Origin of the sequence: Micromonospora sp. A3M-1-15 (genome assembly GCF_024213425.1) — a bacterium.
GTDB lineage: Bacteria > Actinomycetota > Actinomycetes > Mycobacteriales > Micromonosporaceae > Micromonospora > Micromonospora chersina.
In genome coordinates this window covers 1,557,777-1,571,958 of record NZ_JANAVK010000001.1, presented here as the reverse complement: position 1 = coordinate 1,571,958, position 14,182 = coordinate 1,557,777, and the positions used below count along the sequence as shown (strand labels likewise).

The 14,182-nt window shown below is 73.7% G+C and carries 13 protein-coding genes; 4 read left to right on the top strand and 9 right to left on the bottom strand.

The genetic code is table 11. From position 1 onward, the window contains the following. Positions 1–24: 24 nt before the first annotated feature. The 7 genes from NLX85_RS07205 to NLX85_RS07175 form a co-directional block, all read right to left on the bottom strand. Positions 25–534: a GNAT family N-acetyltransferase gene (locus NLX85_RS07205; protein WP_254332536.1), complete on the bottom strand. Its 510-nt coding sequence runs from the start codon at positions 532–534 to the stop codon at positions 25–27. Continuing rightward, positions 531–1,460: a ribonuclease Z gene (locus NLX85_RS07200; RefSeq protein WP_254332534.1), complete on the bottom strand. Its 930-nt coding sequence runs from the start codon at positions 1,458–1,460 to the stop codon at positions 531–533. The genes NLX85_RS07205 and NLX85_RS07200 overlap by 4 nt, the downstream gene beginning before the upstream one ends. A 326-nt stretch (positions 1,461–1,786) precedes the next feature. Further along, entirely contained in the window at positions 1,787–2,947 is a 1,161-nt protein-coding gene (locus NLX85_RS07195) for an osmoprotectant NAGGN system M42 family peptidase (protein ID WP_254332532.1), read from the bottom strand. Next, positions 2,944–4,770, bottom strand: coding sequence for an N-acetylglutaminylglutamine synthetase (gene ngg / locus NLX85_RS07190; protein ID WP_254332530.1), 1,827 nt, complete (start codon positions 4,768–4,770; stop codon positions 2,944–2,946). Before ngg ends, NLX85_RS07195 begins: the two co-directional genes overlap by 4 nt. A gap of 2 nt (positions 4,771–4,772) precedes the next feature. Then, the gene (locus NLX85_RS07185; protein WP_254332528.1) at positions 4,773–6,557 is read right to left on the bottom strand and encodes an N-acetylglutaminylglutamine amidotransferase; all 1,785 of its coding nucleotides are present in this window, start codon (positions 6,555–6,557) and stop codon (positions 4,773–4,775) included. A 203-nt stretch (positions 6,558–6,760) separates the two neighbouring features. Beyond that, complete coding sequence (gene msrA, locus NLX85_RS07180; protein WP_254332526.1) at positions 6,761–7,423, bottom strand: peptide-methionine (S)-S-oxide reductase MsrA; 663 nt, start codon at positions 7,421–7,423, stop codon at positions 6,761–6,763. A gap of 76 nt (positions 7,424–7,499) precedes the next feature. Further along, entirely contained in the window at positions 7,500–7,913 is a 414-nt protein-coding gene (locus tag NLX85_RS07175; RefSeq protein ID WP_254332517.1) for an HIT family protein, read from the bottom strand. Positions 7,914–8,111: 198 nt separating this feature from the next. On the opposite strand from NLX85_RS07175, the gene NLX85_RS07170 reads away from it, so the two are divergent. The 4 genes from NLX85_RS07170 to ilvA are packed head-to-tail and all read left to right on the top strand — an operon-like array spanning position 8,112 to position 12,971. Then, positions 8,112–9,254, top strand: a complete 1,143-nt coding sequence (locus tag NLX85_RS07170) for a cystathionine gamma-synthase (RefSeq protein ID WP_254332515.1) — start codon at positions 8,112–8,114, stop codon at positions 9,252–9,254. A 16-nt stretch (positions 9,255–9,270) separates the two neighbouring features. Then, the gene (locus tag NLX85_RS07165; RefSeq protein WP_254332513.1) at positions 9,271–10,683 is read left to right on the top strand and encodes an amidase; all 1,413 of its coding nucleotides are present in this window, start codon (positions 9,271–9,273) and stop codon (positions 10,681–10,683) included. Between the two features lie 9 nt (positions 10,684–10,692). Then, entirely contained in the window at positions 10,693–11,754 is a 1,062-nt protein-coding gene (locus NLX85_RS33260) for a DUF4328 domain-containing protein (protein WP_308210679.1), read from the top strand. Further along, entirely contained in the window at positions 11,751–12,971 is a 1,221-nt protein-coding gene (gene ilvA, locus NLX85_RS07150; RefSeq protein ID WP_254332511.1) for a threonine ammonia-lyase, read from the top strand. Before NLX85_RS33260 ends, ilvA begins: the two co-directional genes overlap by 4 nt. A gap of 131 nt (positions 12,972–13,102) precedes the next feature. Here the strand turns inward: ilvA and greA are convergent, their stop codons facing one another. Together greA and NLX85_RS07140 are read right to left on the bottom strand one after the other, a co-directional pair. Further along, positions 13,103–13,603 (bottom strand): transcription elongation factor GreA, encoded by a 501-nt coding sequence (gene greA / locus NLX85_RS07145; RefSeq protein ID WP_154230043.1) that lies wholly within the window; start codon positions 13,601–13,603, stop codon positions 13,103–13,105. A 143-nt stretch (positions 13,604–13,746) separates the two neighbouring features. Continuing rightward, positions 13,747–14,181 carry a DUF4307 domain-containing protein gene (locus NLX85_RS07140; protein ID WP_254332509.1) on the bottom strand — a complete coding sequence of 145 codons (435 nt, stop codon included), beginning with the start codon at positions 14,179–14,181 and terminating at the stop codon, positions 13,747–13,749. Between the last annotated feature and the right edge of the window lies 1 nt (position 14,182).

The following is a 14,182-nucleotide window of genomic DNA, read 5'->3' as shown; positions in this document are numbered from 1 at the left end:
ATCGACGCCCATGCCCCGATCCGCTCAGAGCGAACGGGCGTAGCGGAGCTGGGGGACGACGGTGGCGCCGATGACGTCGTCGCGCTGCTCGCCCGTGGCGGTCCAGCCGCCGCGCTCGTAGAACCGGCGGGCCGTCGCGTTCTCCCGGAGCACCCAGAGCGCCGCCCGGGACCAGCCGCGGGCCCGCATGGCGTCGAGGGCGTCCACCATGAGCGCCCGCCCGGTGCCCCGGCCCCGCTCGTCCGGCTCCAGGTGGATGGCGTTGAGCAGGCCGGTGGCCGGGTCGCCGGCGTCGTCCGGCCCCAGGTAGCTGAAGCCGACCAGCCGGCCGTCCCGCTCGGCCACGGTCATCCGGTGGTCCGCGCCCTCCCAGGCCACCCGTTCCGTCCAGTACCGGCCCATCGCCTCCGGGGTCGGATCGGCCAGCGAGTCCGCCGGCAGGAACGACGCGTACGCCGCGACCCGAGACCGCTGGTGCAGGGCGCCGACCGCCATGAGGTCGGCCCCGGTGGCGGGGCGTAGGGAGATCGTCACCCGGCCGAGGCTACCCGGCGGGGCGGCACCTGAACCGTCATCAGGTCCTCGGCGATCACCAGCTCACCGGTGAAGTGCTGGCGGGCCTCGTCGGCGAAGCGGCGGGGGTCCGCGTACCGCTGGGAGAAGTGGGTGAGCACGAGCGTGCGTACCCCCGACTCGGCCGCCACCCGGGCTGCCTGGCCGGCGGTGAGGTGGCCGACCTCGGCGGCGAGGGCGGCCTCCGACTCCAGGAAGGTCGACTCGATGACCAGCAGGTCGGCGTGCTCGGCCAGGGCCCAAACGCCGTCGCAGAGCCCGGTGTCCATGACGAAGGCGAACCGCTGCCCCGGCCGGGTGACGCTCACCTCGTCCCGGGTGACGCGGCGCCCGTCGAGGTCCAGGTGGCCGTCACGCAGGAGCTGACCGACGGCCGGACCGGCGATGCCGTACGCGGACAGCTTCTCCGGCAGCACCCGGCAGCCGTCCGGCTCGACGAGCCGATAGCCGTACGTCTCGATGGGGTGCCGCAGCCGGCGGGCCTCCAGCGTGCCGATGCCCAGCGCGATCCGCTGCCCGTCCGCCTCGATCGGCTCGACGGCCAGCTCGGCGGTCTCGTAGAAGCTCGACGCGTGGCGCAGCCGGGCGAAGTAGTCGGCGCCCCCGGCGGGGAAGTGCACGGCCACCGGGTGCGGGACCCGGTCCAGGGAGAGCCGCTGGATCATGCCGGGAAGGCCCAGGCAGTGGTCGCCGTGGAAGTGGGTGACGCAGATCCGGGTCAGGTCGGTGGCGGAGATCCCGGTGTGCAGCATCTGCCGCTGGCTGCCCTCGCCGGGGTCGAAGAGGAGCACCTCGTCGTCCCAGCGCAGCAGGTAGCCGTTGTGGTTGCGGTAACGGGTGGGGGCCTGGCTGGCCGTGCCGAGCACCGCCAGTTCGCGCATCGACATGCGGGTCCCCCTCACACATGAAGCGACCCCCGGGGCTTCCGCGCTCGCGCGCGGGCCGGCTGGACTGGGCCGGCACCCCGGGGGTCGGGTGGCTGTCGTGGTTTCGCCGCACCGCTGCCACACGGTCTCGACGATGGTGCATGATGCCCGCCTCGCGGCGGACGGTGTTTCACTGTCGAGGACAGCGGCTAGCGGACAGCCACCTCACGAGTCCGATTGCTATACAAGTCTGGACCACCTCCTTTCCCGTGTACCGCCACGCTATCCACTTCCCGGCGAGCCCGGCAACGGATTTCGATCACAGGCCGGAGCGGGAATCAGCGGCGTCACTCCACGCGGGGGCCCTCCTCGGAGGCGGGCTGGACGGCCAGCGACGGGAAGTCGGCCAGATCGCCCTCGGGCTCGGCGTCCCACTCGGGGAAGACCAGCGGCTTCTGGAGGTAGAGGCAGAGCAGTTGGGCGAGGTGCCGCAGCCCGTCGAGGTGGGTGCGCTCGTGCCCGTGGGTGGCGTCCACCCCGAAGCCGAGCAGCGCCACCCGGGCGTGCGCGCCGGCCTCGACCGCCGCCGCCACGTCGGAGCGGTAGTAGTCGAAGACGTCCCGGACCAGGTCGACGCCGTGCTCGCGGGCGATGGCGGCCAGGTGCCGGGTGAGGTGGTAGTCGAACGGGCCCACCCCGTCGCCCATGGCCAGCGTGGCGGCGTCCTCGCGGGACTGCTGGCCGGGCGCGACCACCGCGGCGTCCACCGAGACGATCTCCGCGACGTCGGGGTCGAGGCCGTGGCTGGCGCCGTGCCCGATCTCCTCGGTGACCGTGACCAGCAGGTGCGCGGTGACCGCCGGGGTGACGCCCGCGTCGACCATCGCCTTGAACGCGGTCAGCACGGCGGCAACCCCGGCCTTGTCGTCCAGGTGCCGGGACTTGACGTACCCGCTCGGGGTGATCGTCGGGTTGGCCAGCAGCGCGACGAAGTCGCCGGCGTCGACGCCGAGCGCCCGGAGGCCGGCTTCGTCGGTGACCGGCTCGTCGACCCGGACCTCCACCAGTTCCCAGCCGACGCCCTGGAGGTCGACGCCCTCGTTGTAGCGGTGCCCGCTGGCCTTCAGCGGCAGGACCTGCCCGGTGACCACCCGGTCCAGGTCGTCGGTGAAGATCCGCACGTGGGCGCCCTCGGCGAACCGCGCGCTGTGCGTGCCGATCGGCTTGACCTCCAGCCGGCCGTTCTCCTTGAGCCGCTTCACCATCCCGCCGATGGTGTCGGTGTGCACCACGATGGCCCGGTCGGCGCCGGTCTGCCGCGGCCCGGGCAGGCAGGCGCTCAGCGCGCCGCGCCGGGTCAGCGTCGAGCTGATGCCGAGCGCGGAGAGCCGCTCGCCCACGTACTGCTGGATGTGGTCGGTACGCCCCGACGGGCTGGGGATCTCCAGCAGCTCGACCAGCACCTGGCGCAGGTAGTCGAGGTCGAGCTCCAGCGGCTTCGGGCTCACGCCGCCCCTCCCGTGCCGGCCGGCGACCAGAGCCGCTGCGGCGCCCGGGTGCCGGGGAAGAGCAGGTCGACGAAGCGCTCAGCGGTCGGCTGCGGCTCGTGGTTGGCCAGGCCGGGCCGCTCGTTCGCCTCGATGAACACGTGTTCCGGCCGGTCGGCGGCGGGGACCAGCAGGTCCAGCCCGGTGACCGGGATGTCCAGCGCCCGGCTGGCCGTCACGCACGCCTCGGCGATGGCCGGGTGCAGCTCGGCGGTCACGTCGTGGATGGTGCCGCCGGTGTGCAGGTTCGCGGTCCGGCGGACCGCCAGCACCTGCCCCTCGGGGAGCACGTCGTGCATCCGGTGGCCGGCCTCGGCCACCACCTCGCGGGTCATGTCGTCGATCGGGATCCGGGACTCCCCGCCGGTGGCGGCGGCCCGGCGGCGGCTCTGCCGCTCGATCAGCTCGGTGACGTCGTGCACCCCGTCCCCGGTGATCTGCGCGGGCCGGCGGACCGCCGCGGCCACCACCTCGTGGTCGATGACGACCACCCGCAGGTCCTCGCCCTCCCGCAGCTCCTCGATGAGCACGTCGGGGCAGAACCGGCGGGCCAGCTCGACCGCGGCGGTCAGGGCCTCGGGGGTGCGTACCCCGACCGTGATGCCGTTGCCCTGCTCGCCCCGGGCCGGCTTGACCACCACCGGGCCCACGTCGGCCAGGAAGGCCAGGTCGTCGGCGTCGCCCGTGGCGGTCCGGCCGCGCGGCACCGACAGCCCGGCCTCGGTGAGGATGCGCCGGGTCACCCGCTTGTCGTCGCAGCGGCTCATGGCCACCGCCGAGGTCAGCTCGGACAGCGACTCGCGGGTGTGCACGGTCCGGCCGCCGCTGGTCAGCCGCAGCTCGCCCCAGCGCGGGTCGGTCACCTCGACCCGGATGCCGCGCCGCATCGCCTCGTCCGCGACGATCTTCGCGTACGGGTTCAGCTCGTCGTACCCCGCCGGCATGGCGGGCAGGAACAGCCGCTCGTTGATCGGGTTCTTCCGCTTCACGCAGAGCGTCCCGGTGCGGTGGAAGCCGAGCCGCTCGTAGAGCCGGATCGCGCCCGAGTTCTCGGCCAGCACCGACAGGTCCACGTACGCCCGGCCGCGCGCGTCGAGCCGGTCGGCCAGCGCGGTGAGCAGCGCCTGGCCGGTGCCGGGCGGCGCGGTGTTGAAGTCCACGGTCAGGCACCAGAGGCTGGCGCCGTTCTCCGGGTCGTCGAAGACCGCGACGTGGTCCACCCCGGTGATGGTGCCGACCACCTCGCCGGTGGCGTCCTCCGCCACCAGGTGCAGGAACCGGTCGGTGCCCGCGTTGTCGACGAGCACCTCGACGGGCGCAGTCACCATGCCGTTGCGGGCGTAGATCCGGTTCACCGCGTCCGCGTCGCCGGCGTCGCGCAGCGGCCGGACGGCCAGCCCCGGGATCTCCCCGCTCTCGGTGGCGGCCGGCCGGTGCTCGCCAAGCGGCAGCCGGTAGGTCAGCGACGGGTCGATGAACAACTCGTCGGGGAGGCGGGAGACCAGCACGTGCGGGTCGCGCAGGTAGATGCAGATGTCCCGGGCGCCGACCGCCTCGGAGCGCAGCACGTCGGCGACCTCGACCTGCTCGGCGAAGGTCTGCCCGAAGACGAGCCGGCCCCAGCCGCAGTCCAGCACCACGCCGGAGTCGTCGGCGGGCCGCCGGCGCGGCTCGGGAGTGCCCGGCGCGACGGGGTCGCCGCCCGGGCCGACCCGCTCCCGGCGCCGGCCCAGCACCCGTTCCCGGTCGGTACGCGCCGCGCCCGTGGCGAGGGTGTCCGTCACGGTCAGTCGATTCCGTGGCTCTGGAGCCACATTTCCAGGAGTCCCAGCTGCCACAGCTTGTTTCCGTTCAACGGGGTCAGTTCGGCGTTCGGGTCGGCGAGCAGCGCGTCGACGTACTCGGCGCGGAACAGGTCGCGGCGGCGGGCCTCGGGCGCGGTGAGCGCGTCGCGTACCCGGTCGAGGAGCTTGTCCTCCAGGTGGGTGAGGCCCGGGACGGGGAAGTAGCCCTTCGGCCGGTCGATGACCTCGTGCGGCAGGACCCGCCGGCCGATCTCCTTGAGCACGCCCTTGCCGCCCTGGGCCAGCTTCAGCTCCGGCGGGCAGCTCGCGGCCAGCTCGACGAACTCGTGGTCGAGGAACGGCACCCGGGCCTCCAGCCCGTGCGCCATGGTCATGTTGTCGACCCGCTTGACCGGGTCGTCGGTGAGCATGACCTGGGTGTCGATGCGCAGGCCGGCGTCCACGGCGGTCGCCGCGCCGGGCCGGCCCAGGTGGGCGGCCACGAACTCCCGCGCCGGGTCGCCGTCGGCCAGCCACGCCGGGTTGAGCACCCGGGCCAGGCCGGCCGCGTCGCGGTCGAAGAACGCCTTCGCGTACGTCTCCAGCGCCCGGTCCCGGTCGACGCCGGCCAGCGGCGGGTACCAGTGGTAGCCGCCCAGGATCTCGTCCGCGCCCTGGCCGGACTGGACCACCTTGACGTGCCGGGCGACCTCCTGGCTGAGCAGCCAGAACGCCACGCAGTCGTGGCTGACCATGGGCTCGCTCATCGAGGCGACGGCGGCCTCCAGCGGCGGCAGCAGGTCGCCGGTGGGCACCCGGAGCTGGTGGTGGTCGGTGCCGAAGGTCTTCGCCACCAGGTCGGAGTAGACGAACTCGTCGCCCTCCCGGCCGCCCACCGCGTCGAAGCCGATGGAGAAGGTGGCCAGCCCGGACTGCCCCTCGCCGGCCAGCAGCGCGACCACGAGGCTGGAGTCGAGCCCGCCGGAGAGCAGCACGCCCACCGGCACGTCGGCGACCATCCTGCGGCGGACGGCGGTGGTCAGCGATTCGAGCAGCGCGTCCTGCCAGTCCCGCTCGGACCAGCCGGCCCGCTCGGCGGCGCGGGTGAAGGACGGGTCCCAGTAGACCCGGTCGCGGCTGCTGCCGTCCGGCTCGTACACCCGGACCGTGGCCGGGGGGAGCTTCGCGACGCCGCGCAGGATGGTCCGCGGCGGCGGCACGATGCTGTGGAAGCTCAGGTAGTGGGCGAGGGCCACCGGGTCGATGCCCGTGTCGACGCCGCCGCCGGCGAGCAGCGCCGGCAGGGTCGAGGCGAAGCGCACCATGCCGGGGCTCTCGGCCACGTAGAGCGGCTTGATGCCGAGCCGGTCCCGGGCCAGCACCAGCCGGCCGGTGTCCCGCTCGCTGATCGCCACCGCGAACATGCCGACCAGGTGGTCGACGAAGTCGAGCCCCCACTCGGCGTACGCCTTGACCACGACCTCGCTGTCGCCGGCGGAGAAGAAGCGGTGCCCCTTGGCCTGCAACTCCTCGCGCAGCTCGCGGTAGTTGTAGATGCACCCGTTGAAGACGCCGGTGAGCCCGGCGGCGGCGTCCACGATCGGCTGGCCGCTGGCCGCGGACAGGTCGATGATTTTCAGGCGTCGGTGCCCGAGCGCTGTCGGTCCCTGGGACCAGACGCCGCTGTCGTCGGGCCCTCGGTCACTCATCGTGGCCGCCATCCGCTCCACGGCCGACACGTCGGCCCGTGAACCGTCACGGCGGAACTCTCCTGCCAGTCCGCACATGCCGGGCAATGCTGCCAGAGGTTGTTGCAGCTCGCCTGTTGAGCTGATGTCGGTGACGTTACGTCTTTGCTAGGATGCCCGGCCACGCTCATCGCGCCGCTGGGCTGGGCGAAGATCCGGTGGCCGCGCGGGGCGGGTGCCCGAATCGGGCCGGGCCCACGGTGTGACAAACACCGCAGGCCCGGAAACGGACACCGGAACGCTCAGCCGGCGGTACGGGCCACGCCGACCGGGCAGCTCAGCCCGTTCGGGCCGTGGTTGCAGTAGCCGTTCGGGTTCTTCGTCGGCGCCAGGTACTGCTGGTGGTAGTCCTCGGCGAAGTAGTAGTCGCCGAGCCGGGCGATCTCCGTGGTGATCTCACCCTTGCCGGCCCGCGCCACGATCGGCGCGAACGCGTCCCGCGACGCCTGCGCGGTGGCCAGCTGCTCGTCGGTGGTGGCGTAGACGGCCGACCGGTACTGCGTGCCGACGTCGTTGCCCTGGCGCATGCCCTGGGTGGGGTCGTGGTTCTCCCAGAACACCTTCAGCAGGTCCTCGTAGCTGATCTTCGACGGGTCGTAGACCACCTGGACCACCTCGGCGTGCCCGGTCAGCCCCGAGCAGACCTCCTCATACGTCGGGTTGGTGGTGTATCCACCCGCGTAGCCGGCCGACGTGGTGATCACCCCGGGGAGGGTCCAGAAGAGCCGCTCGGCGCCCCAGAAACAGCCCATCCCGAAGACGGCGACCTGCGCGCCCGCCGGGAACGGACCCTTCAACGAGGACGGCAGCACCTCGTGCCGGTCGCCGATCGGCATCGCGATCGGACGGCCGGGCAGGGCCTGGTCGGGGGAGATCATTTCGGCCTTCATGCGGCGAAGGAACACGGTGGGACTCCTCTCTCGGCTTTCCCAGCGGGTTCAACAGCGCCGGCCTCCGGTTCCTTACCCGACGGCCGACTACTCAGGCCAGCGCGGCGGCGACCCGGCCGGCGAACTCCTCGGCCTCGGCGTCGTCGGCGTACCGCGTCCGGGGCCAGAAGAAGCCGCGCAGCCCGTCGCCCCTGGTCCGCGGCACCACGTGGGTGTGCAGGTGCGGGACCGACTGCGACACCTTGTTGTTCATGGCCACGAACGTCCCGCCCGACCCCAGGCCGGCCTCCACCGTCACGGCGAGCCGCTGTACCAGCCGGAAGTAGCCGGGCAGGGCGTCGGCCGGCAGGTCGGCCAGGGTCACCAGGTGCGTCCGCGGCACCACGAGCACGTGCCCCTTGAACACCGGCCGGGTGTCCAGGAAGGCCACGCCGTCCGCCTCGTCGGCGACCCGGAACGCCGGCACCTCACCCGCCACGATCCCGCAGAACACGCACCCGCTCACCCGCCCAGGCTAGGCGCTGCCCACGAGCCCGCCCGGCCAGCCGCCCGCGCCCCGGGCCTCCCGAGGCTTGTTGACCAAGAAGTTCGCGTCGCCTGAGCGCCCGATCCCGACGCAAACTTCTTGATCGACGCCAGCGGACCTGACGCGCGGGGCGGGTTCCACGCGGTGGGACGCGGCGGGCGGACTAACGTCTCGGGAATGAGTCACGGCTTCGAGACGCTCGCCATCCACGCCGGTCAGGACCCCGAGGCCCGCACCGGCGCGGTGATCCCGCCGATCTATCAGACCAGCACCTACGCCCAGGACGCCGTCGGCGCGCCCCGGGAGGGCTACGAGTACAGCCGCTCCGGCAACCCCACCCGGGACGCGCTCCAGGAGTGCCTGGCCGCCCTGGAGGGCGGGCCGGTGGGCCTCGCCTTCGCCAGCGGCCTGGCCGCCGAGGACACCCTGCTGCGGACCGTCTGCAAGCCGGGGGACCACGTGGTGATCCCGGACGACGCGTACGGCGGCACCTACCGGCTCTTCGCCAAGGTGGCCGAGCGCTGGGGCCTCGAGTACACCCCGGCCCGGGTCTCCGACCCGGACGCGGTGCGGGCCGCGATCCGCCCCGGCGCCACCCGGATCGTCTGGGTCGAGACGCCCACCAACCCGCTGCTCGGCATCGCCGACATCGCCGCGCTGGCCGCCGTCGCGCACGAGGCCGACGCGCTGCTGGTGGTCGACAACACCTTCGCCTCGCCGTACCTCCAGCAGCCGATCGCGTTCGGCGCGGACGTGGTGGTGCACTCGACCACCAAGTACATCGGCGGCCACTCCGACGTGGTCGGTGGCGCCCTGATCGCCGCGGACCGGGCGCTCGGCGAGGAGCTGCGCTACCACCAGAACGCGATGGGCGCCGTCAACGGCCCCTTCGACGCCTGGCTCACCCTGCGCGGCATCAAGACCCTCGGGGTACGGATGGACCGGCACTGCGACAACGCCGAGCGGATCGCCGCCTACCTGGACGGTCACGCCAAGGTCGCGCAGGTCATCTACCCGGGCCTGCCGGCGCACCCGGGTCACGAGGTGGCCGCCAAGCAGATGCGCCGCTTCGGCGGGATGATCTCCTTCCGTGCGGCGGGCGGCGAGGAGCACGCCGTGGACATCTGCAACCGGGCGAAGCTCTTCGTGCTCGCCGAGTCGCTCGGCGGGGTCGAATCCCTCATCGAGCACCCGGGACGGATGACACACGCGAGTGCTGCCGGCTCGCCGCTTGAAGTTCCCGGCGATCTCGTGCGACTGTCTGTCGGCATCGAGACGGTCGACGACCTGCTCGCCGATCTGGAGCAGGCGCTGGGCTGACCGCTGGCTGGGGAGGATGGCCGTGCAGGACATCATGCCGACGACCTGGGTGGGGGCGACCGCGAAGCAGATCGCCCGCGGCGTACGCCGGGGTGACGTCTCCGCCACCCAGGTCGTGGCCGACCACCTCGACCACATCGCCCGTGCCGACGCCGAGCTGGCCGCGTTCCGCGCGGTACGCGGCGGTGAGGCCATCACCGAGGCGGAGAAGGTCGACGAGCAGGAGGACCTGGCCAACCTCCCCCTGGCCGGCGTGCCGGTCGCGGTCAAGGAGAACACCCCGGTCGCCGGCCTGCCGACGTGGAACGGGTCGGCCGCCGTGCGTACGCCGGTGGCGGAGGCCGACCACGAGGTGGTCCGCCGGCTGCGCGGCGCGGGCGCGGTGATCCTCGGCGTGACGCGGATGCCGGAGCTGGGCCTCTGGGCCCTCACCGACGACGAGACCGGGGTGACCCGCAACCCGTGGGACCCGGCGCGGACCCCCGGCGGTTCCTCCGGCGGTGCGGCCGCCGCGGTGGCCGCCGGGCTCGTGCCGATGGCGCACGGCAACGACGGCCTCGGCTCGATCCGCATCCCGGCGGCCTGCTGCGGGCTGGTCGGGCTCAAGCCGGGCCGGGGCGTGGTGCCCTGCCAGCTCGGTGCGGACGACTGGTTCGGTCTCACCGAGCACGGCGTGCTGACCGGCACGGTGGCCGACGCGGTGGTCGGCTTCTCGGTGCTGGCCGGGCGGCGCCCGGAGAAGCTGGTCCCGCCGCCGCGGCTGCGGGTCGGCGTCTCGCTGCGCTCGCCGGTGCGCGGCGTCTCGCCGGACGCGCCGAACCGGGACGCGGTCGCCGCCGCCGGCCGGCTGCTGGCCGCCGCCGGCCACGACACCGTTCCCGCCGACCCGGTCTACCCGACCCGGCTGGGCCTCCAGGGCATCGCCACCTGGTTCGCCGCGGCCGCCGCCGACGTGCAGGCCGCGGGCGTGGAGCGGCGTGGCCTGCAGCGGCGCAGCCGCCGGCACGTCGCGCTCGGCGAGTGGGCGCAGCGCCGGGGGTACGTGCGCGAGGCCGACCGGGCCGCCTGGCGCGAACGGTCGGTGAACTTCTTCGCCGACAACTCGGTCGACCTGCTGCTCACCCCGGCGCTGGCCGGCCCGCCGCCGGAGGCCGCCGGCTGGTCCGGCCGGTCCTGGGTGGCGAACATGAAGGCCAACATCCGGTACGCCCCGTACGCCGCGCCCTGGAACATCGCCGGGTTGCCCGCCATCGTGGTGCCGGTCGGCCGCCGCCCGGACGGCCTGCCGGTCGCCGTGCAGTTCGTCGGCCCGCCAGGCTCGGAGCTGCTGCTGCTCGGCGTCGCCGGCCAGTTCGAGATGCAGGCGCCGTGGCAGCGGCACGCCCCCGGCTATCCCCGGGTCGGGACGGGGTCGCCGGCCCGCGCATGATCGTCTAGCGTGTGCGCACCTCTTCACGCGCACACCTTCCGGACGGTCGCGATGCGGTGCCAGACCTGCGGGGACGCGACATCCCCGGCGTACAACGAGTGCCAGCGCTGTGCCACGCCCCTCGGCATGCCGGCGGTGCTGCCCGGCCGACCCACCTACCCGGTGCCTGGCTTCGGCCTGGCCGCGGCGGTCGCGGTCGGCGTGGCCACCCTGTCGTACCTGCCGGGCGCGCTGTTCCCCCTGGTCGGCATGCGGATGGCGCAGTCCGCGGCGGCACGGCGCGACGGTGACCTGCTGCTCGGCGCGGTGGTCGCCGAGGGGCTGTTCGCGATGCTGTACATGGTGGCCCTCCTGGTCGCCGGCGTGCTGGTGATCGTCTGGACCTGGCGCGTGCGGAGGAACCTCGACGCGTTCCCGGGCGCGCTGCCGTCCCTCGGTCCCGCCTGGGCCATCGCCGGCTGGCTGGTGCCGTTCGCCAACCTCGTGGTCCCGGCGCGGGTGCTGGCCAACGTGGCCCGGGACAGCCTGTGGCGGCGGCGGACGCCCCCGCTGGTGGCGCTCTGGTGGGCCGCCTGGCTGCTGTTCCTCGCCGCCGACGCGACGATCAACAAGCTCGACAACGACCGGTACGTCGAGCTGGCCGAGACGCCCCGCAGCCCGGCGGAGTTCGCGGCGTACGTCGACCACTACCGGCAGGCCCTCGGCCCGCGGCTCGTCCCGGCGCTGGTCTGCCTGGTCGCCGGTGTCTCGTTCGTCCTGCTGATCCGGCGGATCTCCGCCGCGCAGCAGGACCGGATCGCCAAGGCCGTGCCCGCCTGGCCCGCCTGGCCCGCGCAACCCGGCTGGTCCGCGCAGCCCGGTTGGTCCGGGCAGCCCGGCTGGCCCGCGCAGCCCGGTTGGGCCGGGCACCCCGGGCCGCCCGCGCACCCCGGTTGGGCCGGGCAGCCCGGTTGGCCGGCCGGCGCGGTCCCGGTGCAGCCCGTCACCGGCGTGTCGCCCCAGGTGGCGGAGGATCCGTCGGCGACGTCGCCGCAGGTTCCGCCCGGGTCGGGTGGCACGATCGGGGCATGACGGAACTGGTCGGTCTCGCCGACGTACAGGCCGCGCGGGAACTGCTCGCCGGCGTCACCCGCACCACCCCGCTGGAGCCGTCCCGGCCGCTCAGCGCCGCGCTCGGCGGGCCGACCTGGTTGAAGTGCGAGAACGTGCAGCGCGCCGGGTCGTACAAGGTCCGCGGCGCGTACGTGCGGATCTCCCGGCTCTCCGCGGAGGAGCGGGAGCGCGGCGTGGTCGCGGCGAGCGCCGGCAACCACGCCCAGGGTGTGGCGCTCGCCGCCGGCCTGGTCGGCGCGCACGCCACGGTCTTCATGCCGGTGAACGCGCCGCTGCCGAAGGTGGCCGCCACCAAGGGGTACGGGGCCCAGGTCGAGCTGGTCGGCAACACGGTGGACGAGTCGCTGGTGGCGGCGCAGACCTTCGCCGAGCGGACCGGGGCGGTGTTCATCCACCCGTTCGACCACCGGGACGTCATCGCCGGGCAGGGCACCGTGGCCCTGGAGATCCTCGAACAGTGCCCGGACGTCAAGACCATCGTGACCGGGGTGGGCGGTGGGGGGCTGATCTCCGGCCTGGCGGTGGTCGCCAAGGCGCTGCGCCCCGACGTACGCGTGATCGGCGTGCAGGCGGCCAGCGCCGCCGCCTTCCCGCCCTCGCTCAAGGCCGGCGAGCCGGTCCGGCTGCCCTTCTTCTCGACTATCGCCGACGGGATCGCGGTCGGCCGCCCCGGCGAGCTGACCTTCACCCACGTCCGCAAGCTCGTCGACGAGATCGTCACGGTCACCGAGGAGGACATCTCCCGGGCGCTGCTCATGCTGCTGGAACGCGGCAAGCAGGTGGTGGAGCCGGCCGGCGCGGTCGGCGTGGCCGCGCTGCTGGCCGGTGTCGTGGAGGTGCAGGCGCCGGTGGTGGCGGTGCTCTCCGGCGGCAACATCGACCCGCTGCTCATGCTGCGGGTGATCGAACACGGGCTGGCGGCGGCCGGCCGCTACCTGCGGGTCACCGTCCGCTGCACGGACCGGCCGGGTCAGCTCGCCTCGCTGCTCAGCGAGATCGCCGAGCACCGGGCCAACGTGGTCGACGTGGTGCACCAGCGGGCCAACCCGCACCTGCGGCTCGGCGAGGTGGAGGTGGGGCTGTCGGTGGAGACCCGCGGCGTCGAGCACTCGGACACCCTGATCAGCGCCCTGCGGGCCAGCGGCTACCAGGTGGTCTTCGCCGGCGAGGGGTGAGCCCTGAGACGCGACCGCCCCGGCCGGACGATGCCGGTCGGGGCGGTCGGGGTGTTCCAGCTCGGGTCCGAGGAGCCTGTCAGCCTCGGTCGGGTCGGACCCGAGCCATCCGGCGCGGGTCCGGTTGGCGGCTAGCCGGAGAACGGCTCGAACTTGACGACCGTCACCTTGATGTCGGCCCCGCTCGGGGCCGTGTAGGTGCAGGTCTGGCCCGCCTTGCCGCCCAGGATCGCCTTGCCGAGCGCGGACTCGGGGCTGTAGACGGTGAGGTCGGTCGTGGAGGCGATCTCACGGGAGCCGAGCAGGAAGGTCTCCGTGTCGTCGGCGTCGTCGTCGAAGTAGATCGTGACGACCATGCCGGGCGACACCGCGTCGGCGGTCGGGGCCTCGCCGACCTTGGCCGTGCGGAGCAGCTCCTTCAGGTAGAGGATGCGACCCTCGGCCTTGCCCTGCTCCTCGCGGGCGGCGTGGTAGCCACCGTTCTCCCGCAGGTCGCCCTCCTCGCGCCGGGCGTTGATCTCGGCGGCGATCACCGGCCGGTTGGCGATGTGCTCGTCGAGCTCGGCCTGCAGGCGGTCGTACGCGTCCTGGGACAGCCAGGTGGCGGGCGCCTCGTTGTCATTGGTGGACACAGGCGATCTCCTCGTTGGTGCGGACTGGCTGACAGGTGAACTACCAAGTTACCAGTGCCGACCACGTCAGGGTGTCGCCGATCACCCCGGGTGCCGGCGGTCGGACCCGGGGTACGCGTGCCGGCGGCTCGCCGGCTCCCGGCTCAGCCGGCCGGTCGGCAGCGCAGCACCTCGCCGATGAAGGGGCGGGCCGTGGTCGGCACCTCCTGCCGGGTCCGGACGTGCCGTTCGCCGGGCGGTGCGGTCACCGTGGCCTCGACGTGGCCCACCTCGGCGCCGTCGTGGGAGCGCGCCCGCAGCAGGCAGGTCGCCGAGCCGCCCTCGGGGACGGTGACCCGGAACTCGACCATCACCCGGGAGTCGGTGATCCCCGTGTAGGTGATCACCTCGGCGCGGTAGTCGGGGTCGCCGTACTGGCCGTAGAGCTTCACGGAGAGCAGCCCGAGGAGCGCGAGCAGGAGGGCCCCCACCAGCACGAGCAGGAGCGGACGGCGGCGCCCCGGCTCCCGGCGGCGGCCGTAGCGGCCGGGCGGGAAGACCGGTGCACCCGGTGCGATTGTGGCGTGCGTCTCGCTCACC